We start from the raw sequence: 25,907 nt of genomic DNA on the forward strand, positions 1-25,907 counted from the left end.
GATGCGGTTTGTGGTCTCGGCGTTCGCGGCGCTGCTGCTCCTGCCTGTCGTGCCCGCGCCCGCCGTCGCCGCCGACGGGCCGAGCGTGCAGCTGTCCACGGCGCAGGCGGGGACCGGCGGTTCGGTCACGGTGACCGGGAGCGGGTGGCGGGAGCGGGCGCTGCTGATGATCCTGATCTGCGGGCAGTCCGTGCCGTCCCGGGGCGTGATCGGTGGCACCAACTCCTGTGCCAACGCGGACGGACGGGCCGTCACCACCGACGCCGAGGGCCGGTTCCGCAAGGAGCTGCCGGTCGCCGAGCCGCCCGTGCCGTGCCCGTGCGTGGTGCACGTCGCCACCGTCACCGGCCCGAAGGCACAGGCCGACGCCGTCTTCCAGGTCGCCGGGCACGCCGTCGAACCGCTGCCCGCCGAGCCGGCCGGCGGACGCCTGTCGGTGCTCGACGACACCCGGCTGGACGGCTCCAGCGGGCTGCTGACCTGGTTCGGCGCACCGCCCGCCCGCACCCTCGTCTTCACCGTCGGCAACGTCGGCACCTCGGCGATCAAGAACCCCGTCTTCCAGATCGGCACCTCGCACGGCGTGTTCGCGCCCGAGTGGGAGGAACGCCAGTGGCGCGGCACGATCGAACCCGGCCGCAGGGCGCAGATCCGGCTGCCGGTCGAGCTGGCGGCGGGGGCGCACGGGGACTACACCGTCTCGCTGAAGTACGGCGGGAAGGTCCTCGCCGAGCAGCCGTGGGCCGTGGGGCGGCCCTGGGGCGTGACGCTGTTCTGGGTCCTGGTGTGCCTGGTGGTGCCCGCGGCGGTGTTCCGCGCCGGGATGGCCGTGGTGGACCGGGTACGACCGCCCCGGCCGGGCGGCGTCCGCCACCGACGCCTGTCCGTCCGCTCTGTGAGCCCCCGCCGGTCGGCACCCGCCCCCTCGAACTCGACCCTGCCGTGGTTCACCCCGGACGCCGATCCGGGCACGGCCGGTCGGCTCTCCGCACCGCACGACGACAGCCCGCCGAGTCGTACGACTCCGCTCAGAAAGGGACCCACGTGAGAACGCGAAGGAGAGTCACACCGGCCGGCCTCGTGATGCTGGTGGGCGGCGCCGGGCTGCTGCTCGGCCTGGCCGCGGTGCCCGCGCAGGCCGCCGAGGTGTCGTACCAGACGGAGTGCATCCCGCCCGCCATCTCCGGGCTGCCGCCGGTGCAGGGCACCACGACGGTGGAGATCAGCGCGCCGGCGACCGCGAAGGTGGGCGACGAGGTGGAGGTGGTCTGGACGTTCGTGCAGGCGGCCTCGAAGAATCCCGACATCGTCGATCTGCCCGCGAACTCGGTGCAGCCGAGCGGCACGCTGAAGGCGGCCGGCGCCCAGGTCGCGGACATCGCGATGCAGGGGCCGCGGGAGAACCCACCGATTCCCAAGGGCGGCGCCATGGTGCTGTCCGCCATGAAAGGCACGCTGAAACTGACGACGCCCGGCGCGGTGACGCTCACGCCCGACGCGTACGCCATCAACGCCCTGTCGACGGACACGAAGTGCGCTCCGGAGGAAGCGGTGAAGTCGGCGGCGACCATCAATGTCACGCCGGAGGACGGGGGATCGGGTACGGGGAGCCCGACGCCCGACCCCACGGGCAGCGGGTCCCCGACGCCGACCCCGACGCCGACGCCCTCACCAACGAGTACTCCGACAGACACCCCCAGCCCCACGGCGTCCGGGACCGGGCAGACCGACTTCACCGGCAAGGAGGTCCAGGTCCCCTACGAGTGCAAGACGCCCATCGGGGACAAGAACGCCACCTCGCCGGTGCAGATCAACGCCCGCAGGAACGGCGGGAGTTTCGATCTCACCGTGAAGTTCAAGAAGTCGGTGATGGACAGCCCCGCCACCATCCCGAAGGACTCGGTCAAGCCGTCGATGGAGGTGGTGCTGGGCGGTGCCGACACGGGCACGGTCCATGTCGAGGGTCCCACCAACGCCGAGGAGATCAAGGCGGGCGACCCGATCGAGATCCCCGACCTGACCGGCACCTACAAGCCGGGCGCGAGCGGTGAGTCGACCCTGTCGCCGGGCGTGCTGACGATCGAGGCCCTGGGCACGACCACGACGTGCACCCCGGCGAAGACCGAGGTCTCGCTGACCCTCGACACGACGGAACAGCAGGGCGGAGCGTCAGGAGGCTCGTCCTCGGGCGGCGGATCGTCCTCCGGCGGTACGACCCCGGACGGCGGCCTCGCCGAAACCGGCGCCGACGACCAGGGCACCCTCAAGGCCCTGGGCCTGGTGGCCGGCACGGCGGTCCTGCTGGGCGGCGCCGTCTTCACGTTCATGCCTGGAAGGAGGGCCCGGTAACCCGCCTCGGGCCGGTCGCGGAAAGCGACGGGGCCGCTGAAACCCACATGGATCCCAGCGGCCCCGTCGGCTCAGCCAGCGCAGCGCTAGCGCACGTCGCCCATGAGCTCCTTGACGCGCTTGCGGTACATGAAGACCGCCACGCCCGCGAGGACCGCGAGGCCGGCCTCCGCGGCCACGACGCCGGTCTTGTTCAGGTCGACGCCGTAGGTGGAGAGCAGACCGGTGACGGCGTCGCCCGCGGTGACCGCGAGGAACCAGACACCCATCATCTGCGAGGCGTACTTCGCCGGGGCCATCTTCGTGGTCACCGACAGACCCACCGGGGACAGCATCAGCTCACCGGTCGTCTGGCAGAAGTAGATCAGCACGATCCACCACGGCGAGACCTTGCCACCGTCGGCCGCCACCAGGGGCAGCAGGAAGACGAAGAACGAGATGCCGACGAGGACCAGACCGCCCGCGAACTTGGCGATCGTGCTCGGCTCCTTGCGGCTGCGGGCCAGCGCCAGCCACACCGTGGCGAAGACCGGGGCCAGGGCCATCACCATGACCGGGTTGACCGACTGGAACCAGGAGACCGGGAACTCCCAGCCGAAGACCTGCGTGTCGACGTGCTCGTCGGCGAAGATCGACAGGGTGGAGCCGCCCTGGTCGTAGATCATCCAGAACAGGGCCGCGGCGACGAAGAACCAGATGTAGCCGGAGACCCGGGACTGTTCGGCGCCGGTCAGCTCCTTGTCGCGCTTGATGCGCGCCAGGACGGTGATCGGGACGACCAGACCGATGATCATCAGCGGGACCATCACCCAGTTCAGGGTGTAGGTGCCGGTGCCGACGACGATGGCGTAGAAGACCACCGCGATCAGCAGCCAGATCATCGCCTTGCGCAGCGTGGCGTTGCGCTCCTGAGTGCTCAGCGGCTTCGGGACGACGCTGGAGCGGTCGGACAGGTGGCGGCTGCCGAGCAGGAACTGGGCGAGGCCCAGCGCCATGCCGAGCGCGGCGAGCGCGAAGCCGAGGTGCCAGTTCACCTGCTGGCCGACGGTGCCGATGGCCAGCGGCGCGGCGAAGGCACCCAGGTTGATGCCCATGTAGAAGACCGTGAAGCCGCCGTCGCGACGCGGGTCGTTCGGTCCGTCGTAGAGGTGGCCGACCATCGTCGAGATGTTGGACTTCAGCAGGCCGGAGCCGATGGCCACCAGCAGCAGACCGAAGTAGAACGTGCCCGAGCTGGGCAGGGCCAGCACGAGGTGGCCGGCCATGATGATCGCGCCCGCGACGGCGACCGTCTTGCGGGGACCCCAGACGCGGTCACCGAACCAGCCGCCCGGCATGGCGAGCAGGTACACCGTCGAGACGTAGACGGAGTAGATGGCGATCGCCGTACCGGCGTTCAGGCCGAGCCCGGCGGGAGCGACCAGGTAGAGGGGGAGCAGTGCCCTCATGCCGTAGTAGGAGAAGCGCTCCCACATCTCGGTCATGAAGAGAGTGGCCAGTCCGCGGGGGTGGCCGAAGAAGGTCTTCTCGGAACCGGGGGTGCCCGGAGAGACCGAGTCCTTCGTCAGGCTGGACGCCATGGTCGATCCTTGCTGGTCGGGACGCGCATTCCTGTCAAGGCCGGCCGGAGCCGGCCCGCACACAAAAGTGACCTTCGGCGTCAAGACGTCAGCCAAAGGTCCCCTTGGTTGCTACAGGCGTCCAATCACCATACGGCAGGACACTGCCGGAAATGGAAGGACTTGAGACCGGGATCACAGGTGTTGCGGGAACCGCACTCGCCCTTTCGAAGGTCTCAACACACTCCCACGCCGCAGACCCAGGTTCATACCAAAGCACCCCAGGGTAAGAATCCGGGCCTGCGCATAGCCCTCCGGCTCCGGCCACAGGCGGACTACCATCACCTCATGACCCGTGTACTGCTCGCCGAGGACGACGCCTCCATCTCGGAGCCGCTGGCGCGCGCCCTGCGCCGGGAGGGTTACGAGGTCGAGGTGCGTGAGGACGGCCCCACCGCGCTCGACGCGGGCATCCAGGGCGGCGTCGACCTGGTCGTGCTGGACCTCGGGCTGCCCGGTATGGACGGCCTGGAGGTGGCCCGCCGACTGCGTGCCGAAGGCCACACCGTGCCCATCCTCATCCTGACCGCGCGCGCCGACGAGGTGGACACCGTGGTCGGTCTGGACGCCGGCGCCGACGACTACGTCACCAAGCCGTTCCGCCTGGCCGAGCTGCTCGCCCGGGTCCGGGCCCTGCTGCGGCGCGGTGCCGCCGAGCCCCAGCAGCCGCCCGCCACGCACGGGGTGCGGATCGACGTGGAGTCGCACCGCGCCTGGATGGGCGACGAGGAGCTTCAGCTCACCGCCAAGGAGTTCGACCTGCTGCGGGTCCTGGTGCGGGACGCCGGGCGGGTGGTCACCCGCGACCAGCTGATGCGCGAGGTCTGGGACACCACCTGGTGGTCGTCCACCAAGACCCTCGACATGCACATCTCCTGGCTGCGCAAGAAGCTGGGCGACGACGCGGCGAACCCCCGGTACATCGCGACCGTCCGCGGCGTGGGCTTCCGCTTCGAGAAGAGTTAGGGGGCGTCTTGTGGATCAGCTCGGCCATGAGAAGCGGTACCTTCCGGCCCGCGACGCCGAGATGATCCACAAGACGCCCCCTAGGCGCCCCGCCGGGCCCCGGCCGGGTGAGACGTGGGTAATACACGGGTAAGAGGACATGCGCCGCCGACTGATCCAGTCCACGCTCGCCGTGGTGCTCGTCGTGATCGCCGTCTTCGGCGTCTCCCTCGTCGTGGTGGAGACCCGGACGATCACCAACAGCGCCCAGGAGCGGGTCGAGTCCGAGGCGGTACGGCTGGCCGGCATCGTCGACAGCCGGATCCTCGGCGACGAGGAGATCACCTCCGAGATACTCGTCGACCAGGTCGGCGACGACCGGTACGCCGTGGTCCACATCCCCGGCCGGCCGCCGATCGAGATCGGCCAGAAGCCGTCCGGCGACGTCATCGAGTCGACCCGGCGGGGCGAGGAGGGCGAGACGGTCACCGTCCAGGAGCCGCGCTCCTTGGTGACCCGTGAGGTCGGCCGGACGCTGCTGATCATCGGCGCGGTGGCGCTGATGGCGGTCGTCGCGGCCGTCCTGCTCGCGCTGCGCCAGGCCAACCGTCTCGCCTCACCGCTCACCGACCTCGCCGAGACCGCCGAACGCCTCGGCTCCGGCGACCCACGGCCCCGCCACAAGCGGTACGGCGTCCCGGAGCTGGACCGCGTCGCCGACGTCCTGGACGCCTCCGCCGAACGCATCGGCCGCATGCTCACCGCCGAGCGCCGCCTCGCCGCCGACGCCTCCCACCAGCTGCGCACCCCGCTCACCGCGCTGTCCATGCGGCTGGAGGAGATCACCCTCACCGACGATCCGGCCACCGTGAAGGAGGAGGCGACCATCGCGCTCACGCAGGTGGAACGCCTCACGGACGTCGTCGAACGGCTGCTGACCAACAGCCGCGACCCGCGCACCGGCTCCGCGGTCACCTTCGATCTCGACCAGGTGATCCAGCAGCAGCTCGCCGAGTGGCGGCCGGCCTATCGGCAGGCCGGCCGCGCGATCGTCAGCTCCGGCAAGCGGCATCTGGAGGCGGTGGGCACGCCCGGCGCGGTCGCCCAGGTGCTGGCCGCGCTGATCGAGAACTCCCTGATGCACGGCGGCGGCACCGTCGCCCTGCGCACCCGCGTCACCGGCAACCAGGCGGTCATCGAGGTCACCGACGAGGGCCCCGGAGTCCCGGCCGACCTCGGCGCCCGGATCTTCGAGCGCGCGATCAGCGGCCGCAACTCCACCGGCATCGGCCTGGCCGTCGCCCGCGACCTGGCGGAGGCCGACGGGGGCCGCCTGGAGATGCTCCAGGCCAACCCGCCGGTCTTCGGGCTGTTCCTGTCGCGTACGCCGGTGAAGAAGTCGTCGGAGGACGAGCGGACGGTCCGGTAGTCCTGGGGGCGGGGTGCGGCCCCGGCGTCACACCCGGGCCCGCTGCGGCGGCCGTACCGGCTCCGAGGTCTCCAGGAACGATTCCGCGCTCGCCACGGCCTCCCGGGCGGGCAGCGCCCGGAACACCCAGGTCCGGTAGGACCAGAACCGGAACAGCGTCGCGACGCCGATGCCGAGGAACTTGAAGATGTTGCTCTGCAGCGGGCTGTCCCAGCCGAAACCGTACGTCGCGGCGTACAGCACACCGTTCTCGATCACCAGGCCGGCCGCGCTGAACAGCAGGAACAGCGTCAGCTCCTTCGTCCGGCCGCTCTTGTCGCGGTCGCGGTAGGCGAAGTAGCGGAAACCCAGGTAATTGAAGGCGATCGCCACCACCGTCGCGATCACACTGGCGCGCACCACCGGGAGGTCGGTCACCTGCCGTACCAGGTTGAACACGAGGAGGTTGACGAGGAGACCGGCGCCACCCACCGCACCGAACCTTGCTACCTCCCGCACGAGCCTACGCAGCCCTGAGGAACCATGTCCCATGGTCGTACAGGCCCCCAGTCGGTCGGTGTCGTCAACTCCGCCATGCTAACCACCGCACTTCTGTGATCGCCTGTGTATGACGTGACCGGCCGTGGTCACGGCCGTCGTCACGGCGTCGAAAGAGGTGGAAACCGGCCGACCTGGCGTGGCCGATACCCTGGGGGCGTGACGTTCCCGGTAGTCGGCATGGTCGGCGGGGGCCAGCTCGCGCGTATGACGCACGAGGCGGGTATCCCGTTGGGCATCAGGTTCAAGCTTCTCAGTGACACTCCGCAGGATTCCGCGGCGCAGGTGGTCAGCGATGTCGTGATCGGCGACTATCGCGACCTGGAGACGCTGCGCGCCTTCGCACGTGGTTGCGACGTGATCACCTTCGATCACGAGCACGTACCCACCGAGCACCTACGCGCCCTGGAGGCGGACGGCATCCCCGTGCGCCCGGGGCCCGACGCGCTGGTGCACGCCCAGGACAAGGGCGTGATGCGCGCGAAGCTCGACGCGATCGGCGTGCCGTGCCCGCGCCACCGCATCGTGAGCGACCCGGCCGATGTGGCCGCCTTCGCCGCCGAGGGTGAAGGCTTCCCCGTCGTCCTGAAGACCGTCCGCGGTGGCTACGACGGCAAGGGCGTGTGGGTGGTGAAGTCGGTCGAGGAGGCCGCCGAACCGTTCCGCGCCGGTGTGCCCGTACTCGCCGAGGAGAAGGTCGACTTCGTACGGGAGCTCGCGGCGAACGTCGTCCGCTCCCCGCACGGCCAGGCCGTCGCGTACCCGGTGGTCGAGTCCCGCCAGGTGGACGGCGTCTGCGACACCGTCATCGCGCCCGCCCCCGACCTGGACGAGGCCCTCGCCCTCCAGGCCGAGGAGATGGCCCTGCGCATCGCCAAGGAACTCGGCGTCGTCGGCCACCTCGCCGTCGAGCTGTTCCAGACCCGCGACGGCCGCATCCTGGTCAACGAGCTGGCGATGCGCCCGCACAACTCGGGCCACTGGACCCAGGACGGCGCGATCACCTCCCAGTTCGCCAACCACGTCCGGGCCGTCCTGGACCTCCCGCTCGGCGACCCGCGCCCGCGCGCGAAGTGGACGGTCATGGTCAACGTCCTCGGCGGCGACTACCCCGACATGTACTCCGCGTACCTGCACTGCATGGCCCGCGACCCCCAGCTGAAGATCCACATGTACGGCAAGGACGTGAAGCCCGGCCGCAAGGTCGGCCACGTCAACACCTACGGCGACGACCTCGACGACGTGCTGGAGCGCGCCCGTCACGCTGCCGGCTACCTGAGAGGGACGATTACGGAATGAGCCCGGTCGTAGGGATCGTCATGGGGTCGGACTCCGACTGGCCCGTCATGGAGGCCGCCGCCCAGGCGCTCGACGAGTTCGAGATCGCCTACGAGGTCGACGTCGTCTCGGCGCACCGGATGCCGCGCGAGATGATCACGTACGGCGAGCAGGCCGCGGACCGGGGACTGAAGGTGATCATCGCGGGCGCGGGCGGCGCCGCCCATCTGCCCGGCATGCTCGCGTCCGTGACCCCGCTGCCGGTGATCGGCGTCCCGGTGCCGCTGAAGTATCTCGACGGCATGGACTCGCTGCTGTCCATCGTGCAGATGCCGGCCGGTGTGCCGGTCGCCACGGTCTCGGTCGCCGGTGCCCGCAACGCCGGACTGCTCGCGGCCCGTATCCTCGCCGCCCACGACGAGGAACTCCTCGGCCGGATGCGGGACTTCCAGCAGGAGCTGAACGACCAGGCCACCGAGAAGGGCAAACGGCTGCGCGCCAAGGTCGAGGGCGCGGGCAGCGGCTTCGGCTTCGGGAAGTGACCGCGGTGAGCTCGCTGGAGGCGGCCCGGGAACTGCTGCGCGAGTTCCCGGTGGCCGACGGGCACAACGACCTGCCCTGGGCGCTGCGCGAGCAGGTCCGCTACGACCTCGACGCCCGGGACATCGCCGCACCCCAGGGCGCCCACCTGCACACCGACCTCCCTCGGCTGCGCGAGGGCGGGGTCGGGGCGCAGTACTGGTCGGTGTACGTCCGCTCGGACCTGCCCGACGCGGTGCCCGCGACGCTGGAACAGATCGACTGCGTACGGCAGTTGCTCGCCCGGTACCCGGGCGACCTGGCGCCCGCCCTGACGGCCGCCGACATGGAGGCGGCGCGCGCGGAGGGTCGTATCGCCTCCCTCATGGGCGCCGAAGGCGGCCACTCCATCGCCAACTCCCTCGCCACGCTCAGGGCGTTGTACGCGCTCGGCGTCCGTTACATGACCCTCACCCACAACGACAACATCGCGTGGGCGGACTCGGCGACGGACGAACCGAACGTCGGCGGCCTGTCGGCGTTCGGCCGTGAGGTGGTGCGGGAGATGAACCGCGAGGGCATGCTGGTGGACCTCTCGCACGTGGCCGCCACGACCATGCGGGACGCGCTGGACACCACCGCCGCGCCGGTGATCTTCTCGCACTCCTCCGCCCGCGCGATCTGCGACCACCCGCGCAACATCCCCGACGACGTCCTGGAACGCCTGCCCGCCAACGGGGGCGTCGCCATGGTGACGTTCGTACCGAAGTTCGTGCTCCAGGCCGCCGTCGACTGGACGGCCGAGGCGGACGACAACATGCGCGCGCACGGCTTCCACCACCTCGACACCACCGCCGAGGCGATGAAGGTGCACCGGGCCTTCGAGGAGCGCAACCCGCGCCCGGTCGCGACGGTGGCGACCGTCGCCGACCACCTCGACCACATGCGCGAGGTGGCCGGCATCGACCACCTCGGCATCGGCGGCGACTACGACGGCACCGCGTTCACCCCCGAGGGCCTGAACGACGTGTCCGGTTACCCCAACCTGATCGCCGAGCTGCTCGACCGCGGCTGGTCCAGGTCCGACCTGGCCAAGCTGACCTGGCAGAACGCGGTGCGGGTGCTGGGCGCGGCGGAGGACGTGGCCCGCGACCTTCGCACCACGCGCGCACCGTCCAACGCCACCATCGAGTCCCTCGACGGGTGACCGGAGAGGGCGGGGTGGTCGGTGTGGGCGAGAACGGGTGCCCCCGGGCCACGGAACCGTCGCTACCCCGAACGCCCCGCTCACCAGGAGCCCTCCGGCGGCCCGTGCGACGGTGACCGTACAGCGATCGCCCGCACGTACGGAGCCCGCCATGGCCGATCTCCACAACGACCTGCACACCCCCGCTGAGGTCGGCGAGCTCGACGCCCTGTCCCTGGATCCCCCGTTACCGGCGGATCCGTACGCCCTCGTGGACGATCCGGACGCCGACCTGCTGGAACGGGCGCACGCCCTGCTCGCCGCCCACCCCGTCGCCGACGGCTACAGCGGGCTGCCGTGGGCGTTGCGGCATCTGCCCTGGTACGACCTGGAGCTGGGGGAGATCGCCGTCGACACGGACGTCCCGCGGATGCGGCAGGGCCATGTCGGCGCGCTGTTCTGCTCGCTGCACCTGCCCGAGGGGCTGGCCGCCGACCGGGCCGTCGCGGCGACCCTGGAGCAGCTGGACCTGGTCCGCACAGTGATCGGCAACCACCCCGAGGGCCTGCGCCTGGCGCGTACCGCCGGGCAGGTCATCGACGCCCGCAACTGCGGCCGCACCGCCGTGCTGCTCGGCCCGGCCACCGCCGCCGCGCTCGACGACTCCGTGAGCCTGCTGCGCGTCCTGCACGCCCTCGGCCTGCGCGTCCTCACCCTCGCCGGCACCTCCTGGGCGAGCGAGGCCGGGCTGACCCGGTTCGGCGAGGAGGTGGTGCGCGAGATGAACCGCCTCGGTGTGCTCGCCGACCTCTCCGGCGCGTCCGAGCGGACCATCGAACGCGTCCTCGCCGCCTCCAAGGCGCCCGTCCTGTGCACCCGCTCCGGCGCCCGCGCCCTGCGCCCCCACCCCGCCAACCTCCCCGACGACCTGCTGGCCGGGCTGGGTAAGGGGAGGGGGCTGTGCCTGGTGCCGCTGACGGCGGAGCAGACCGGGCCGACGGTCCGGGACGTCGCCGACCACCTCGACCACGTCCGCACCGTCGCCGGGCCCGGCTGCGTGGGCCTGTCCGGCACCTACGACGCCGGCTGCGCCCATCCGCAGGAGCTGACCGACGCGTCCTGCTACCCGCACCTCGTCGCCGAACTGCTGCGACGCGGCTGGTCGGAGCCCGACCTGGCGCTGCTGACCTGGGGAAACGTGCAGCGCGTGCTGCGCACGGCGGACGCCACCGCCCGGGCGGCCCAGGAGCGCCGCGAGCCGTCGACGGCACGGATCGCCGAACTCGACGGCTGATCAGGAGAGGGATGTCTGGATGTCTTTGAAGTCAGTCGTGCTCGATCCGGCAGAGGCAGAACGGATGCCCCGCCGGATCGGCGTACACCCGGAAGTCCTTGCGCGTGTCGTCCGGGATGCCGCCCACGATCTCGGCGTAGAAGCGGGCGAGCGCACGCGGGTCGGGGCAGTCGAGGACGACGTTGCGGAAACGTGCCACGGGTGCCATGGCGATGCCTCCCGGCTCAGCAGGCGCACAGACAGAACGGGTGCCCCGCCGGGTCGGCGTACACACGCCAGCTGCGTGACCGGTCCTCGGCGTCCAACGCCCGCGCGCCCAGCGCCAGCACGCCCGCCTCGGCCGCGTCCAGGTCCTCGACCGTGAGGTCCAGATGGAACTGCTGCGAGTCGTCCGCGGACGGCCACTTCGGCGGTACGAATCCGGGGGCGGCCTGGAAGGCCAGTCGCCGGCCGCCGGGGACCTCGAGGTCCACCCACTCGCCGTCCCCTTCGACGGTGCCGCCGAGCACCTCGGCGTAGAAACCGGCCAGCGCACGGGGGTCGGGACAGTCCAGGACGACGACGCCGAGTTTCGCGAGAGCCATGATCACTCCTTTGGGGTTACCTGCGGACCGGGTTACCGGTAGATGGACTCAACCGGTAACGGTTACCCCATGCTCCCGCACTGGCGGTAACGTCGCAAGCATGAGTGAGAGATTGCCCGCGCCCGGCGCCCTCGCCCTGGTGGAGGCCCTGGTCAACACCGTCGACCTGGAGTCGGGCACGGACGCTCTCGACACGGCCGAGGGCCGGGCGCCCTTCGGGATCGGCGAACGGGACCTGGCGGACGTACGCGAACTGCGCGAGTCCCTGCGCGCCGCCTGCCTCGCGCACGCCGGGCACCCGCCGCACCGCGCGGTGACACCGCTGGGCGAACTGCTGGCGCGCGCGCCGCTGTGCGTGGCCGTCGACGAGCGGGACGGCTCCGCGCGCCTCACGCCGGTCGAGGAGGGCCCGCTGCTGTCACGGGTGGCGGCGGCGGTGGCCCAGGCGCTCACGGAGGGCACGTGGGAGCGGCTCAAGGCCTGCGAGCTGCCCGACTGCCACTGGGCGTACTACGACCGCAGCCCGGCCGGACGTGGCCGCTGGTGCTCGATGTCGGTGTGCGGGGCGCGGGCGAAGATGCGGCGGTACCGGGCGAAGGGCGCCTGACGGCCGCGCCGGTGGTGCAGAATGCGTGAAGACGCCGGTTCGGCCGACTGAGCCTCGGCCGAACCGGCGTCGCCCCGACAACTATGCGGTGGGACGGCCCATCGCGCGGTACGTCCACCCGGCCCGCCGCCACAGCTCCGGTTCGAGCGCGTTGCGGCCGTCCAGGATGACGCGGGACTTCACGACCTCGCCCAGCGCGCCCGGATCCAGCTCACGGAACTCCCGCCACTCCGTCAGGTGCAGTACGACGTCGGCGCCCCGCACCGCCGCCCGCGCGGAGTCGGCGTACCCCAGCGTCGGGAAGAGCCGCCGGGCGTTGTCCATGCCCTTCGGGTCGTACACCGTCACCTGGCCGCCCTGGAGGTGGATCTGCCCGGCGACGTTCAGGGCGGGCGAGTCGCGGACGTCGTCGGAGTCGGGCTTGAACGCGGCGCCGAGCACGGCCACCCGCTTGCCCAGGAAGGACCCGCCGCCGAGCGCCTCCCGCGCCATCTCCACCATCTGCCCGCGCCGCCGCATGTTGATCGAGTCGATCTCGCGCAGGAAGGTCAGCGCCTGGTCGGCGCCCAGCTCACCGGCGCGCGCCATGAACGCCCGGATGTCCTTCGGCAGACAGCCGCCGCCGAAGCCGATCCCGGCCCGCAGGAACTTCTTGCCGATCCGGTCGTCGTACCCGATCGCCTCCGCCAGCTTCACCACATCGCCGCCCGCGGCCTCGCACACCTCCGCCATCGCGTTGATGAAGGAGATCTTGGTGGCGAGGAAGGAGTTCGCCGAGGTCTTCACCAGCTCGGCGGTCGGGAAGTCGGTCACCACGAACGGCGACCCGTCGGCGACCGGAGTCGTGTACACCTCGCGCAGCAGCTTCTCGGCCCGGTCACTGCGCACGCCGACCACGATCCGGTCGGGGTGGAGGGTGTCCTGCACGGCGAAGCCCTCGCGCAGGAACTCCGGGTTCCAGGCCAGTTCGGCGTCCGCGCCGGCGGGCGCGTGCTCGGCGAGGTAGGCGGCGAGGCGGTCGGCGGAGCCGACGGGCACGGTCGACTTGCCGACGACCAGCGCGGGACCGGTCAGATGCGGGGCGAGGGAGGCGAACGCGGAGTCGACGTAACTCATGTCGCAGGCGTACTCGCCGTGCTTCTGCGGGGTGTTCACACAGACGAAGTGCACATCGCCGAACGCCGCCACCTCGGCGTAGTCCGTGGTGAACCGCAGCCGCCCGCTGGACCCCTCGATCCCGGCGACATGCTTGCGCAGCAGCTCCTCAAGGCCCGGCTCGTACATCGGGACCTCGCCCCGCCGGAGCATCTCGATCTTCTCCGGGACGACGTCGAGCCCCAGCACCTCGAACCCGAGTTCGGCCATGGCCGCGGCGTGGGTCGCGCCGAGATAACCGGTACCGATCACGGTGATCCTGAGGGCCATGGGGACTCCACTGGGTAGCGTCTGTAGTGCGGGGCCGAGCATAGCCGTCGGTCCCGACGGGCAACTTTCCCGCTGTCGTCAAGCTCACGTACCCCTTGGCGTGGGCGGACCTCTAAAATTTGGGTTACTTAACGGTAATTAGCGCCAGCAGCATCACAGCGTCTTCCTTGGAGCGTGAGAGACCTTGGCCGGATCGGCTGACTTCGACCTGTACCGCCCGTCCGAGGAGCACGAGATGCTCCGCGACACCGTTCGTGCGCTGGCCGAGGCGAAGATCGCGCCGTTCGCCGCCGCGGTGGACGAGGAGGCCCGCTTCCCGCAGGAGGCGCTGGACGCGCTGGTCGCCAACGACCTGCACGCGGTGCACGTGCCCGAGTCGTACGGCGGCGCGGGTGCGGACGCGCTGGCCACGGTGATCGTCATCGAGGAGGTGGCGCGCGTGTGTGCCTCGTCCTCCCTCATCCCCGCGGTGAACAAGCTGGGCTCGCTCCCGGTGATCCTCTCCGGCTCCGAGGACCTGAAGAAGAAGTACATGACACCGCTCGCCAAGGGCGACGGGATGTTCTCGTACTGCCTCTCCGAGCCCGAGGCGGGCTCCGACGCGGCCGGCATGAAGACGCGCGCGGTCCGCGACGGCGACCACTACGTCCTCAACGGCGTGAAGCGCTGGATCACCAACGCGGGCGTCTCCGAGTACTACACGGTCATGGCGGTCACGGATCCGTCGAAGCGCTCGAAGGGCATCTCGGCCTTCGTCGTCGAGAAGTCGGACGAGGGCGTCTCCTTCGGCGCCCCCGAGAAGAAGCTCGGCATCAAGGGCTCCCCGACCCGCGAGGTCTACCTGGACAACGTCCGCATCCCCGCCGACCGCATGATCGGCGAGGAGGGCACCGGCTTCGCCACGGCGATGAAGACCCTGGACCACACCCGCATCACCATCGCCGCGCAGGCCCTCGGCATCGCGCAGGGGGCGTTGGACTACGCGAAGGGCTACGTCCAGGAGCGCAAGCAGTTCGGCAAGCCGATCGCCGACTTCCAGGGTATCCAGTTCATGCTCGCCGACATGGCCATGAAGATCTCGGCCGCCCGCGCCCTGACCTACCAGGCAGCCGCGGCCTCCGAACGCGGCGACGCCGACCTCACCTACCTGGGCGCCGCCGCCAAGTGCTTCGCGTCGGACGTGGCCATGGAGGTCACCACGGACGCGGTCCAGCTCCTCGGCGGCTACGGGTACACGCGTGACTATCCGGTGGAACGGATGATGCGGGACGCCAAGATCACGCAGATCTACGAGGGCACGAACCAGGTGCAGCGCATCGTGATGGCGCGGAACCTGCCGTAGTCCGCAGCCATCCGTCGTTCGACGCGTCAGCTCCCGGCACGAGGCGGGGGCTGACGTCGTTCTGCTCAACTGTCAGGAGACCTGTCGCGCGCGGTGCAACGCGAGCATTGACATGGCGGCCATGCGGTCGTGATCAGAGGCGGAAGGTCATCCGTGGCGGAAACGGCTCGTTCAACCTCCCACGTGCCTCCGCCGACGGACCCGGCGTCGTTCAGAGCAGCGGCGCCAGGGCCCGTTCCAGGTCGGCCGGTGCGCGGAAGTGGACGGTCGCCATACCGAGCGCGGCCGCCGCCTGAATGTTCTCCAGGGTGTCGTCCACGAACAGGCACCGGTCGAGGACTACGTCCGCCAGGTCGGCGGCGATGCGGTAGATCCGCGGATCCGGCTTGACCAGCCCGACCCGGGCGCTGCTGACGACGTGGTCGGCGAGCTCGGACAGACCGAGCGAGTCGAGGTCGGCCTCCAGGGTCACGGAGGCGTTGCTGACCAGGATCAGCGGCATCAGCTCGCGGGCCTGGCGCAGCAGCGACACCACCGTCTCGTCGGCGTGGAAGGGCGCCTCGGCCAAGGCGCTCGCCAGTTCGTACGCCACCGGCTCCGGCGTCAGTCCGGCGAAGCCGGCCACGATCGCCTCGACCCACTCCGGCATGCCGATCCGGCCCAGCATCAGCGGCAGGTCGGTCTCGGGCGCGAAAGCCACCTTCATCGTGATGCCCTCGGCCAGCCCGGCGGCCCGCTCCAGGGCCGTCACGCGGGAGGCGTCGTAGAACCGGATCACGTTGTCGACATCGCAGAGCACCGCGTCGAAGGGCCGCCGCTCCCCGGGCTCAGTCACCCGAGACCGTGACCTTCTCGTCGTTCTTCAGCTGCTCGACCAGCGTCTTCACCCTGGCCGTGTCCCACTGGAGGTTGCCGTTGGGGGCGTTGCCCGCCAGGGGCATGTTCATCGACGTGCCGTCGCCGCCGCTGACGCCCTTCATCGCCCAGAACATGTCGGCCAGGTCGAACAGGCCCATGTCCTTGTCGACGATGAGGGAGTCCAGACCGGCACCCATGGTCGGGTACAGCTTGAACGGGTTGAGGACCGTGCTCGGCGTGGCCACCTGGCCGGCGAGCGCGGAGAGGAACTTCTGCTGGTTCTTCGTACGGTCCAGGTCGGAGCCGGCCAGCGCGTACCGGGTGCGCACGAAGGCGAGGGCCTGCTCGCCGTCGAGGACCTGCTTGCCCTTCTTCAGGTCGGCGCCCGACTTGGAGTCCTTGATGTCCTGCGGGATGTCCATCTCGACACCGCCGACCGCGTCCACGATGTTCGCGAAACCGGCGAAACCGATCTCGACGTAGTGGTCGATGTGCAGTCCGGTGTTGAACTCGACGGTACGGACCAGCAGTTCGGGCCCGTCCTCGGCATACGCCGCGTTCAGCTTCACATGCCGGCCCGTGCCCTGGTACGTCTTGCCGGACTCGGAGCCGACGAACGTCGGTATCTCCACGTCCGAGTCGCGCGGCAGCGAGACCAGCGTCGAGCCGTTGCTCCCGGTGTGCAGGATCATCATCGAGTCCGTGCGCTTGCCCTCGGCGGACCCGGTGTGCAGTTCCTTCTTCTGCTCGTCGGTCATGCCCTCACGGCTGTCGGAGCCGACGATGAGGTAGTTCGTGCCCTCGCCCGCCTCCGGCCGGTCGATCACCTTCGACAGGTCGACCTCGCGGTTGAGCTTGGAGTCGGCCCAGAAGTACGTGCCGACGAGCGAGACGACCAGCACGGTCACCACCGTGATCGACGTCACCTTGATACGGCGCCGCCAGTTCGGCGCGGGCCGCGGCGCACGCCCGCCATAGCCGTCGCCGTACCCGTCGCCGGGTCCGCCGGGACCCCGGCCGCCCGGAGTGCCATAGACCTGTCCGGTGTTGTAACCGCTGTCGTAACCGTCGTACCCCTGTCCGTCGACGTACGACGGCTGCTGCGGGACTCCGTACGGCGGTGCCGCCTGGCCGCCGCCGGGCGGCACCGCCTGGCCGCGGCGCACCTGGCGCATCACGCGGGCGCCTTCGGGCTGCGCGCCTGCGCTGCCGCGTCCGTACCTGGTGCCGCGGTTGTCGTCGGACCATCCCTGGGGCCAGTCATTCATGCGCCCCAGTGTGCAGGGCGCGACTGTGTGCCTTACAAGGTTCGGCGGAAAATCACAGCGCGGCTGTTGCCAAGCTGACACAAATTCCACGGCCTCCACCTCGGCATAAGGTGGAGGCCATGACAGACCAGGCCAGCGCCCCGGAGCCGGAGACCCCGGACATCCCGGGTAAGCCCACCTCCGCGTCCCGGACCACTCTCAGCCACATCATGACCCACAGCGACACGAACCTGCTGGGCACCGTGCACGGCGGTGTGATCATGAAGCTGGTCGACGACGCGGCGGGCGCGGTGGCCGGCCGGCACAGCGGCGGTCCCGCCGTCACCGCCTCCATGGACGAGATGGCGTTCCTGGAGCCGGTCCGCGTCGGTGACCTGGTCCACGTCAAGGCGCAGGTCAACTGGACCGGCCGGACCTCGATGGAGGTCGGCGTCCGGGTCCTGGCCGAACGCTGGAACGAGTCCACCCCGCCCACCCAGGTCGGCTCCGCCTACCTGGTCTTCGCCGCGGTCGACGCCGACGGCAAGCCCCGCCAAGTCCCGCCGGTCATACCGGAGACGGAGCGCGACAAGCGCCGCTACCAGGAGGCCCAGATCCGCCGCACCCACCGGCTGGCCCGCCGCCGGGCGATCATGGAACTGCGGGAGAAGCGGGCGGCGGAGGGGTTCGAGGACTGACCGGGGCTGACGAGTGCGGGGGCTGGTCTGCGTTGGCGTGTGCGGAGGTCGTCGAAGCCGGCGCAGTCCCATGAGCGCGGCGTCTTTCGAGAGCCGACGCGGGCTTACGGGCGTGGAGGGCTTCGTCGACCGACGCGGCGCTACGAGCACCTCACCTCGTCCCCCCGCACCACCCCGAACTCCCCCTCCCGCACATCCGTCGCCTTCACCTTCCGTACCTGCCGGTAGTCCGTCCCCACGATCACCTTCAGTGTCGCCCCCTGCCCCTTGACCGGCCGCAGCTCGCTGCCGGGCAGGGCCGCCGCGAGGGACCTCGCGGAGCGGTCCCAGCGGGGGTCGTAGGCGACGACCGTCCGGCGTACGGACTGGGTCGTGGCGTTCGTCGGCCGGCGGGTGGTGCGGAAGCCCGTGGCCGCCAGGGCGGCGTCCGCGCGGCGGCCGAGGCCGGGGGTCTTCGTGCCGTTCTGCACCTGGACGCGGATCTGCTGGGGTGCCACCTCGACACGCACCGACGTGTCCCTGGGACGGCCTGCGGCCAGCGGCTTGTCGTCGCGGAGGGCCTGGAAGAGACGGCCGGACCTGACGGGGTCCCACTTCAGTGTCGAGCCGATGCCCTTCACGGCGTATCCCATCCGGCCGATGGGGACCGTCGCGAACTCCGAGGAGGACGGGGAGAAGTTGCGCATCGCCCGGGCCAGGTCCAGCAGTTCGTCCGTGCCGAAGCCCTTGTCCGCGCGGACGGAGCCCAGCACCGCCCGCGTCACGTCCCGGAACTTCATCGGGTTCAGCAGCACCCCGGACGACGTCGACTGGGCGATCAGCGCGGCCAGGAAGTGCTGCTGGCGCTGCATCCGGCCGAGGTCGGACGCCCCGTCGACGTACCGGGCGCGGACGTACTGCAGGGCCTGGCCGCCCGAGAGCCGGTGGGTGCCGGCGGGGAGGTCCAGGCCGCTGTGGGAGTCCTTCAGCGGGCGGGCCGTGCAGATCTTCACGCCGCCCAGCACGTCCACCGTCCGCATGAAGCTGGTGAAGTCGATCTCCAGATAGTGGTCGATCTTCACCCGCGTCATGTGCTCGACCGTCCGCACGGTCAGCTGCGGCCCGCCCTCCGAGTACGCCGCGTTCAGCTTGGCCGGATGCGCCGCGTGCCGCTTGCCCGTGGTGTGGTCGATGTGCGCGGGCAGTTCGGCGTAGGAGTCGCGCGGCAGGCTCACCACGCTGGCCCGCTCCCGGTCCTCCGAGATGTGCACGATCATGATCGTGTCCGTGCAGTGGCAGGGCGCCCCGCCGAGGCGGTACTTGCGCCGCTCGGCCTCGGAGATCTTGTCCCGGCCGTCGGTGCCGACCAGCAGGAGGTTCATGCCGTGCCCGGCGCGCGGCCGGTTCTTCATGTCCCGGAACGGATCGACCCGGGAGATGCCCGCGTCCAGACTGCTGACCACCGCGTGCCCGATCCCGGCCGAGGCGAGGATCACCACGGACAGCGTGGTGATCGCCCGCATGGCCCAACGCGGCCTCTTCCGCCGTACGGGCGGACGCACCGCGGGGCGGGGCTGCGGGCGGCGCTGCGGCCGGGCAGGGGACCGAGGCGGCGAGGCGGGCATGGGAAAACCTCCGCTGGAGCGGGCGCTGCGGTCGTACGTGGGATCATGAGCACCGTAGGCCCATACGATCTGTGGACCGGTGCACCGCCCCGGGCGGGCGTCTCGCTGTCGCCCGTTCGCGGTAACGTGAGGGCCCTATGAACGCCAATCCCGACGTGCAGTTCCCCGCCGTGTCCGTGATCATGCCCGTCCTCAACGAGGAGCGGCATCTGCGCGGCGCCGTCCACGCGATCCTCGCCCAGGAGTACGCCGGCGAGATGGAGGTCGTGATCGCCCTCGGCCCGTCCACGGACCGCACGGACGAGATCGCCGCCGCGCTGGTCGCCGAGGACCCCCGGGTGCACACGGTGCCCAACCCGACCGGCCGGACGCCCGCCGCGCTGAACGCCGCGATCAAGGCCTCCCGGCATCCGATCGTGGTCCGCGTCGACGGCCACGGCATGCTCTCCCCGAACTACATCGCGACCGCCGTACGGCTCCTGGAGGAGACCGGCGCGCAGAACGTCGGCGGCATCATGCACGCCGAGGGCGAGAACGACTGGGAGCACGCCGTCGCCGCCGCGATGACCTCGAAGATCGGCGTCGGGAACGCCGCGTTCCACACCGGGGGTCAGGCGGGACCCGCCGAGACGGTGTACCTCGGCGTCTTCCGCCGCGCGGCTCTCGAACAACAGGGCGGGTACAACGAGGAGTTCATCCGCGCCCAGGACTGGGAGCTGAACTTCCGGATCCGCGAGGCGGGCGGGCTGATCTGGTTCTCGCCCGAGCTGAAGGTGTCGTACCGGCCGCGGCCCAGCGTGAAGGCGCTGGCCAAGCAGTACAAGGACTACGGCCGTTGGCGGCACGTCGTCGCCCGCTACCACGCCGGGTCCATCAACCTGCGCTACCTCGCCCCGCCGACCGCCGTGTGCGCGATCGCGGCCGGGCTGGTCGTGGGCGCCGCGCTGACGCCCTGGGGGTTCCTGATCCCCGGCGGCTATCTGGCGGCGATCGCCCTCGGCTCCGTACCGGCGGGCAAGGGTCTGCCCCTGAAGGCCCGGCTGCAGATCCCCGTCGCCCTCGCCACGATGCACATGTCGTGGGGGTACGGCTTCCTGACCAGCCCCAGGTCCCTGGCGAGGCGGGTCATCGCGTCCCGGCGGCCGGCGGTGCGGGACTCCGCCACCGCGTGAGACTCCTTCAGGGGCGTGCCGCCGGGCACGCCCCTGCCGCGTCCTACCAGCGGTAGGGCGCGTACACGTCCATGCACTGGCTGCTGTCCGACCCGTTGATCGCGCCCGCCGACTCCGGCACGTCCCCGGCCTCCGGCGGCGTCTGCTTCGGGTACGTCGTCCCGGTGCGCCAGTCGGCACCCACGACCAGCGTGACCCCGGTGACATCGGTCGACTTCTGCACCGAACTCAGCGGTATGCCAAGGGACTTGGCGACCCGCTGGGCGTCGCCCTCCAGTTCGGCGCTCGGGTAGCGGACGACCGTCTTCTCCACGGACAGTCCGCTCGTAGTGTCCGCAGCCGCCCGCGCGAAGCCCTTCTCCACCAGCACCCCGGCGACCGCGCTCGCCCGTCCGTCGACCGCGCCCTCGGCGTCGGACCGGGTGGCGTTCTGCACCAGGACACCGATCTCGGCGTCGTCGGCGGCGGGGTCGCCGGACGCGTTCTCCTTGTTCTCGTCGGTGCCCGCTGGCTTCTTCGTGGACGGCTTGCCGTTCTTGTCGAAGGCCACGTCGTCCCGGATCATCGCCCAGATCTTCTCCGCGTCCGCCCCGACCGGTACCAGATGGTTGGCGTTCTGCGGGTCGGTGTCCGTCGGCATGGTCGTCATGGTGATGCGGTTCGTCGGCACCGTCTTCAGCTGCATGGCGAGGTCGTACAGTTGCTTGACCCCGCCGATCTCCTCGGACACCTTCAGCGCCTTCGTGGCCGTCTCGGCGAGGTTCATCAGCCGCCGGGCGTCCGTGAAGGCGTTCTGCTGCTTCAGGGTGCGGATCATCGAGTTCATGTACATGTGCTGGGCCTTGGCCCGGCCCACGTCGCTGTAGAAGGCGTGCCGGGTGCGCAGCCACTGCAACGCCTCCTTGCCCTGCACCTTGTGCTTGCCCTCCTTCAGCTTCAGGCCGGAGCCGCCGGGCACGCCGGGCAGCGGGCGGTCCCACACGTTCTGCTTCACACAGACCTCGACGCCGCCGACCGCGTCGGCCATGCTCACCACACCCGCGAAGTCGATCATCATCCAGTGGTCGATGTAGACCCCGGTGAGGTGTTCCCAGGTGGTCAGCGTGCAGCCGGCGCCGCCGCGGGCGAGGGACTCGTTGATGATCCGGTTGGTCGCCGGGTACGTCTCGCCGGTCTCCGGGTCCGTGCACGCGGGTATGTCGACCCGGGTGTCACGCGGAATGCTCACCACCGACGCGCTCTTGCGGTCCGCGGAGACGTGGACCAGCATCTGCACGTCCGCCAGCGGCTTGCTGCCGACGCTGCTCTTGGAGCCGCCGAGTTCCAGGTTCTGCGCCGTGTTCCGGCTGTCGGAGCCGATCAGCAGGATGTTCAGCGGCGTCTGCCCGGCCGCGTTCGGCTGCGGCTTCTCGGCCTTGGAGTCACCGCCGCTGCGCCGGCCGGTCTCCAGGTTGTCGTTGAGGTGCCGGTAGTAGAGATAGCCCGCGCCCGCGGTCCCCAGTATCACTACCGACAACACCGTCGCCGACCAGCGCAGCACACGTCGTCTGCGCGGCCGCCGTGCGGTGCCGCGGCGCCCCCCGCGCCGCCCACCGCCACCGTGCCGCACGTGGCGGCCCGCAGTGTCCCTGGCCTCCTCGGGTCGCGTGGCGAGCGACGTCGTGTCCTTGTCCTTCACCGCCGGCGCGTCCTCGCGCACACCGCTCTGCGCCACTTGCCTGCCCTCCCACCCCTGCGCCTTCACCCACGGGGCCGCCCCGCGACAAGTCAGACGCTTGAGGGACCCGATGGGTTACCCCCCAATTCACTACTCGACGCACACGACCTTGTCCGCCGTGGACTTCTCGACGTCCGGCGCCTTCGTCGGAGCGGTGAGGGAGACGCCCGCACCCTTGAAGTCCTTGCCCAGTGTCAGCGTCATCGTGGGCAGGCCCTGGGAGTTCTCCACGCTCTCCCCGGGCTTCATCGCGGACCCGGGCAGGCCCATGATGTCGGCCAGCCTGCGGGCCTGGTCGGCCTGCTCGGGCGCGTACTCCAGGGTGGTCTTGCTCAGTTCCTCGTCCGCGTTGCCCGCGTTCTCGGACTTCGTCACACCCTCGTCGTTCTGCAGCCAGTTGAGGGTCTCCTGGGCGCTGCCCGCCGGGGCGCCGCCGTTCAGGATCCGCACCCGCACCTCGGACGGGTCGGCCTTGGTGCCCTTGAGCCGGGCGGCCACCGCGGACTTCTCCTTGGCCTTCTGCTGTTTTACCTCGGTGAAGGAGACGTCGTTCTTGATGGCCTCGAAGACCTCGGGTGCTTTCGCCTCGTTGACCACGACGGTCGCCTTGACCGTCTCGGCCGGGTTGTCGACGACCGGCACCGTGGTGAACGTCAGGTTCTTGGTGTTGAGCTTGCCCAGCTCCAGACCGAGGTCCTTGAGCTTGCCGATGCTGTCCAGCTCGGAGTCGACGGTCAGCGCCTTGGTGCCCGCCTCGGCCAGCTTCAGCATCTTCGACGGGTTGGTGAGCGTGTCGTTGGACTTCAGCTTGCGCATCAGCGCGCTGAGGAACTGCTGCTGGAGGTTGATCCGGCTCAGATCGCCGCCGGTGCCGACGGAGTGCCGGGTGCGGACGAAGGCCAGCGCCTGCTCGCCCTCGATGGTGTGCGGGCCGGCCGGCAGGTTGAGCTTGGAGTCCGGGTCGTTGATGTCCTTGGCCAGACACACCTCGACGCCGTCGACCGCGGTGGTCAGCGTCTTGACCGCGTTGAAGTCGGCGACCATGAAGTTGTCCGGCGTGATCCCGGTCAGCTCGGTCACCGTGCGCATGGTGCACGACGGCGTACGGCCGTCCTGGCCGAGGCTGGTGTTGAAGCGGACGCCCTGCGAGCCCGGGATGATCTTCTGGCTGCCGTCCTCCAGTGTGGTCGGGCAGTCCGGGATGTCCACGATCAGGTCGCGCGGGATGCTGAGCGCGGTCGCGTTGGAGCGGTCCTTGGAGACGTGCAGCAGGATCGTGGTGTCCGCGTGGCCGGGGCTGCCGGCGTCGCCGTAGGACTCGTTGCCCGCGCCGGTGCGCTTGTCGGTGCCGATCAACAAGATGTTGATGGCCTTGTCCTTCTGGAAGCCACCGGTGCTGGCGCCGTCTGCGGAGGAGGAGGTGATGTTGTCGTTGAGGTGGTTGATATAGAGGTATCCGGCACCCGCCGCCGCGAGCAGGACGAAGGCCATGGTGCCGCCGGTCCACAGCACGGCCTTCTTGGCCTTCGACTTCTTCGCGGGCCGGCGGCTGCGTCGTCCCGGCGGGGGTTCGGCGGGCGCACCGCGGCGCCTGCGCTGGGCCGGGACCTCACGGCCCGGGGCGTCCTGCTTCTCACGGCCGGGGCCCGACGTACGGGCGCGGGGTCCGCCCCCGGAGGCGCGGGAGCCTGCTCGGCGCGGGCCGGGAACCGTCGACTGCGGTGCGGAAGGGCTCAGTCGCAGTTCGTATTCGCCGGTGTTCGGATTGAGTACCCACTGGTCTGCGGGGTCGATGTTCTCCGCCCGCCCACGGCCTTGCGCGTCCACGGTTGTCTGAATCCTCCGTCGGGGCCACGCGGCGCCTTCCCCCTCGAGGCGCTCGGTCTCGTACAAACCACGTACACAGTGCGCGACCCCGGAAAAGGACTGCGTGGCCGGGGGCCGGGTGCACCGAAGCGCTCACACTATCCGGCCAGTTCAGCGTCGAGCGACGGCGGTGACAAATTCCACGTCCCTACAACTGGGCAATCCGCCCATTTCCTTGAACGAAAGTTCGCCGACTTGGTGCGCGCTTTACCGGCAGCCGTCGTCGGCGGCGGTCTTCCCGCTGAACGTGGGCGCGGGGGAAACGGGGGACAGGATGGAATCGGCGTACTCCCCGTAACCGAACGACTGCGAATCCGCACCCCCGCTGCCCTCGTAGGCGCTTTCACGGAAATCCGGCAGGGGCTTCCGCGAGACCTGCACCGGTGCGTCGGTGCGCAACCGCTCGAAGAGCCGTTGGGCTTCCGGTTCCATCAACTGGTCGCGATTGGCATTGCGGGCATACGACTCCCGCGGCACGGTCAGGAACTGCACACGTTCCGTGGGAATGTCGCGCAGCCCACGGACAAGGTCGTACAAACCACGCAGACTTGCCAGCCCCGGGTCCGTGATGAGTGACGACGTGGCCGCGTCCAGGACGGGGTACAGCTTCACGGGATTCAGCAGTACGTCGCCGCTGCGCAGCTTCTGCACCAGCGCCGCGAGGAATTGCTGCTGGCGCTCCATCCGGTCGGTGTCGCTGCCGTCGCCGAGGGACTTGCGGGCGCGGACGTAGCCGAGGGCCTGCTCGCCGTCGAGCGTCACGGGGCCCGCGGGCAGCCGCAGCTTCGCCTCCTCGTCGACGATCGGCTCGGCCACGCAGATCCGTACGCCGCCGACCGCGTCGACCAGCTTCTTGAACCCGCTGAAGTCGACGACCGCATGATGGTCGATCCGGATGTCCGTCATCCGCTCGACGGTACGGATCGTGCAGGCCGAACCGCCCGTCTCGAAGGCGTGGTTGAACATCGCGAACTCCGGATCGGTGCGGCTGCCGTCCGGGCGCCGGCAGCTCGGGACGTCCACCATCAGGTCACGGGGGATCGAGACGGCGGTGGCGCTGCGGCGCCCGGCCGACAGATGCAGCAGGATGGTGGTGTCGGACCGCTCGGTCCCGGAGTCCCGCCCGTACTTGCGGTTGCCCTCCCCGGCCCGTGAGTCCGAGCCGATGAGCAGGATGTTCTGCGCGCCCCGCACCAGCGCGGTGGGCCGCTCCCGCTCGTAGCGCGCGAGCTCGGCGGCCGCGGCCTCGTCGGGCGTGATGTTCCCGTCGAGCTTGGCGTACACGATCCACCCGGCGGCCAGCGCACCCGCGACGAGTCCCGCGACCCCCGCCGTGCCGCCCCGTATCCAGCGCCGCCGGCGCCGTCGTATGAGGCCGTCGCCGGTCGCCGACGCCCCGCCGCCCGGCCCGGGAACCACCGCCGGCGTTTTGTCGTCCGGACCCCCGGATGGCATGCCTGCGGTGTCCCTCACGACGGAATCCACCCCTCATGGAGTCTTGTGAGACTGCTCTTACGACCATGACGCGGATGGGGTGGGGGCGCGGGCGGGGGTGGGCTGAACGGGTGACTTCTGCTGGTGCCGCCTGCTGGTGCTGTCTGCCGGTGCCGCCTGCTGGTGCCGTCTGCTGG

At 70.5% G+C, this 25,907-nt stretch carries 23 protein-coding genes; 12 read left to right on the top strand and 11 right to left on the bottom strand.

Translation table 11 applies throughout. The features are described 5' to 3' along the window. The first annotated feature begins 1 nt into the window (after position 1). Both HJD23_RS25465 and HJD23_RS25470 read left to right on the top strand, forming a co-directional pair. The gene (locus tag HJD23_RS25465) at positions 2-1,048 is read left to right on the top strand and encodes a hypothetical protein (protein ID WP_171111411.1); all 1,047 of its coding nucleotides are present in this window, start codon (positions 2-4) and stop codon (positions 1,046-1,048) included. A gap of 38 nt (positions 1,049-1,086) precedes the next feature. After that, positions 1,087-2,349 carry a hypothetical protein gene (locus HJD23_RS25470; RefSeq protein ID WP_171111413.1) on the top strand — a complete coding sequence of 421 codons (1,263 nt, stop codon included), beginning with the start codon at positions 1,087-1,089 and terminating at the stop codon, positions 2,347-2,349. Between the two features lie 86 nt (positions 2,350-2,435). Here the strand turns inward: HJD23_RS25470 and HJD23_RS25475 are convergent, their stop codons facing one another. Beyond that, positions 2,436-3,929 carry an oligopeptide:H+ symporter gene (locus HJD23_RS25475; protein WP_171108416.1) on the bottom strand — a complete coding sequence of 498 codons (1,494 nt, stop codon included), beginning with the start codon at positions 3,927-3,929 and terminating at the stop codon, positions 2,436-2,438. Positions 3,930-4,256: 327 nt separating this feature from the next. On the opposite strand from HJD23_RS25475, the gene HJD23_RS25480 reads away from it, so the two are divergent. Continuing rightward, positions 4,257-4,934, top strand: coding sequence for a response regulator transcription factor (locus tag HJD23_RS25480; RefSeq protein WP_141311399.1), 678 nt, complete (start codon positions 4,257-4,259; stop codon positions 4,932-4,934). Positions 4,935-5,073: 139 nt separating this feature from the next. Continuing rightward, positions 5,074-6,342: a HAMP domain-containing histidine kinase gene (locus HJD23_RS25485; RefSeq protein ID WP_171108418.1), complete on the top strand. Its 1,269-nt coding sequence runs from the start codon at positions 5,074-5,076 to the stop codon at positions 6,340-6,342. 27 nt (positions 6,343-6,369) lie between these two features. Here the strand turns inward: HJD23_RS25485 and HJD23_RS25490 are convergent, their stop codons facing one another. After that, on the bottom strand, positions 6,370-6,873 hold the full coding sequence (locus tag HJD23_RS25490) for a GtrA family protein (RefSeq protein WP_171108419.1): 504 nt from the start codon (positions 6,871-6,873) through the stop codon (positions 6,370-6,372). A 165-nt stretch (positions 6,874-7,038) separates the two neighbouring features. Between HJD23_RS25490 and HJD23_RS25495 the strand changes: the two genes are divergently transcribed. The 4 genes from HJD23_RS25495 to HJD23_RS25510 all read left to right on the top strand — a co-directional run bounded on the left by HJD23_RS25495 (position 7,039) and on the right by HJD23_RS25510 (position 11,156). Beyond that, on the top strand, positions 7,039-8,178 hold the full coding sequence (locus HJD23_RS25495; protein WP_171108421.1) for a 5-(carboxyamino)imidazole ribonucleotide synthase: 1,140 nt from the start codon (positions 7,039-7,041) through the stop codon (positions 8,176-8,178). Beyond that, positions 8,175-8,699 (top strand): 5-(carboxyamino)imidazole ribonucleotide mutase, encoded by a 525-nt coding sequence (gene purE, locus HJD23_RS25500; protein WP_171108423.1) that lies wholly within the window; start codon positions 8,175-8,177, stop codon positions 8,697-8,699. The genes HJD23_RS25495 and purE overlap by 4 nt, the downstream gene beginning before the upstream one ends. Beyond that, a complete protein-coding gene (locus HJD23_RS25505) occupies positions 8,696-9,883 on the top strand; it encodes a dipeptidase (protein ID WP_171108425.1) in 1,188 nt (395 codons plus the stop codon). Before purE ends, HJD23_RS25505 begins: the two co-directional genes overlap by 4 nt. Positions 9,884-10,034: 151 nt before the next feature. Next, complete coding sequence (locus HJD23_RS25510) at positions 10,035-11,156, top strand: dipeptidase (RefSeq protein ID WP_171108427.1); 1,122 nt, start codon at positions 10,035-10,037, stop codon at positions 11,154-11,156. A 31-nt stretch (positions 11,157-11,187) separates the two neighbouring features. Here HJD23_RS25510 and HJD23_RS25515 read toward each other — a convergent pair whose 3' ends face one another. Together HJD23_RS25515 and HJD23_RS25520 are read right to left on the bottom strand one after the other, a co-directional pair. After that, positions 11,188-11,364 carry a hypothetical protein gene (locus HJD23_RS25515; protein WP_171108429.1) on the bottom strand — a complete coding sequence of 59 codons (177 nt, stop codon included), beginning with the start codon at positions 11,362-11,364 and terminating at the stop codon, positions 11,188-11,190. A gap of 16 nt (positions 11,365-11,380) precedes the next feature. After that, positions 11,381-11,740, bottom strand: coding sequence for a VOC family protein (locus HJD23_RS25520; RefSeq protein ID WP_171108430.1), 360 nt, complete (start codon positions 11,738-11,740; stop codon positions 11,381-11,383). 100 nt (positions 11,741-11,840) lie between these two features. Between HJD23_RS25520 and HJD23_RS25525 the strand changes: the two genes are divergently transcribed. Beyond that, entirely contained in the window at positions 11,841-12,347 is a 507-nt protein-coding gene (locus HJD23_RS25525; protein WP_171108432.1) for a CGNR zinc finger domain-containing protein, read from the top strand. 81 nt (positions 12,348-12,428) lie between these two features. On the opposite strand, the gene HJD23_RS25530 is transcribed toward HJD23_RS25525, so the two are convergent. Further along, entirely contained in the window at positions 12,429-13,772 is a 1,344-nt protein-coding gene (locus HJD23_RS25530; RefSeq protein WP_171108434.1) for a UDP-glucose/GDP-mannose dehydrogenase family protein, read from the bottom strand. A gap of 184 nt (positions 13,773-13,956) precedes the next feature. On the opposite strand from HJD23_RS25530, the gene HJD23_RS25535 reads away from it, so the two are divergent. Continuing rightward, a complete protein-coding gene (locus HJD23_RS25535; protein WP_260463482.1) occupies positions 13,957-15,114 on the top strand; it encodes an acyl-CoA dehydrogenase in 1,158 nt (385 codons plus the stop codon). 211 nt (positions 15,115-15,325) lie between these two features. On the opposite strand, the gene HJD23_RS25540 is transcribed toward HJD23_RS25535, so the two are convergent. Continuing rightward, positions 15,326-15,949 (bottom strand): HAD-IA family hydrolase, encoded by a 624-nt coding sequence (locus HJD23_RS25540; RefSeq protein ID WP_171108436.1) that lies wholly within the window; start codon positions 15,947-15,949, stop codon positions 15,326-15,328. Next, positions 15,942-17,240, bottom strand: a complete 1,299-nt coding sequence (locus HJD23_RS25545; protein WP_171108438.1) for an LCP family protein — start codon at positions 17,238-17,240, stop codon at positions 15,942-15,944. Before HJD23_RS25545 ends, HJD23_RS25540 begins: the two co-directional genes overlap by 8 nt. A gap of 119 nt (positions 17,241-17,359) precedes the next feature. On the opposite strand from HJD23_RS25545, the gene HJD23_RS25550 reads away from it, so the two are divergent. Then, positions 17,360-17,917: an acyl-CoA thioesterase gene (locus HJD23_RS25550; protein ID WP_171108440.1), complete on the top strand. Its 558-nt coding sequence runs from the start codon at positions 17,360-17,362 to the stop codon at positions 17,915-17,917. A 140-nt stretch (positions 17,918-18,057) separates the two neighbouring features. Here the strand turns inward: HJD23_RS25550 and HJD23_RS25555 are convergent, their stop codons facing one another. Next, positions 18,058-19,521 carry an LCP family protein gene (locus HJD23_RS25555; RefSeq protein WP_171108442.1) on the bottom strand — a complete coding sequence of 488 codons (1,464 nt, stop codon included), beginning with the start codon at positions 19,519-19,521 and terminating at the stop codon, positions 18,058-18,060. A 137-nt stretch (positions 19,522-19,658) separates the two neighbouring features. On the opposite strand from HJD23_RS25555, the gene HJD23_RS25560 reads away from it, so the two are divergent. Beyond that, on the top strand, positions 19,659-20,693 hold the full coding sequence (locus tag HJD23_RS25560) for a glycosyltransferase family 2 protein (protein WP_171108444.1): 1,035 nt from the start codon (positions 19,659-19,661) through the stop codon (positions 20,691-20,693). A gap of 43 nt (positions 20,694-20,736) precedes the next feature. On the opposite strand, the gene HJD23_RS25565 is transcribed toward HJD23_RS25560, so the two are convergent. The 3 genes from HJD23_RS25565 to HJD23_RS25575 all read right to left on the bottom strand — a co-directional run bounded on the left by HJD23_RS25565 (position 20,737) and on the right by HJD23_RS25575 (position 25,731). Beyond that, positions 20,737-22,407, bottom strand: coding sequence for an LCP family protein (locus tag HJD23_RS25565; protein ID WP_171108445.1), 1,671 nt, complete (start codon positions 22,405-22,407; stop codon positions 20,737-20,739). A 93-nt stretch (positions 22,408-22,500) separates the two neighbouring features. Beyond that, complete coding sequence (locus tag HJD23_RS25570) at positions 22,501-24,237, bottom strand: LCP family protein (RefSeq protein WP_171108447.1); 1,737 nt, start codon at positions 24,235-24,237, stop codon at positions 22,501-22,503. Positions 24,238-24,483: 246 nt separating this feature from the next. Beyond that, entirely contained in the window at positions 24,484-25,731 is a 1,248-nt protein-coding gene (locus tag HJD23_RS25575) for an LCP family protein (RefSeq protein WP_171111418.1), read from the bottom strand. Positions 25,732-25,907 lie beyond the last annotated feature (176 nt).

Source organism: Streptomyces sp. Z423-1 (genome assembly GCF_013009255.1).
Taxonomy (GTDB): domain Bacteria; phylum Actinomycetota; class Actinomycetes; order Streptomycetales; family Streptomycetaceae; genus Streptomyces; species Streptomyces gossypiisoli.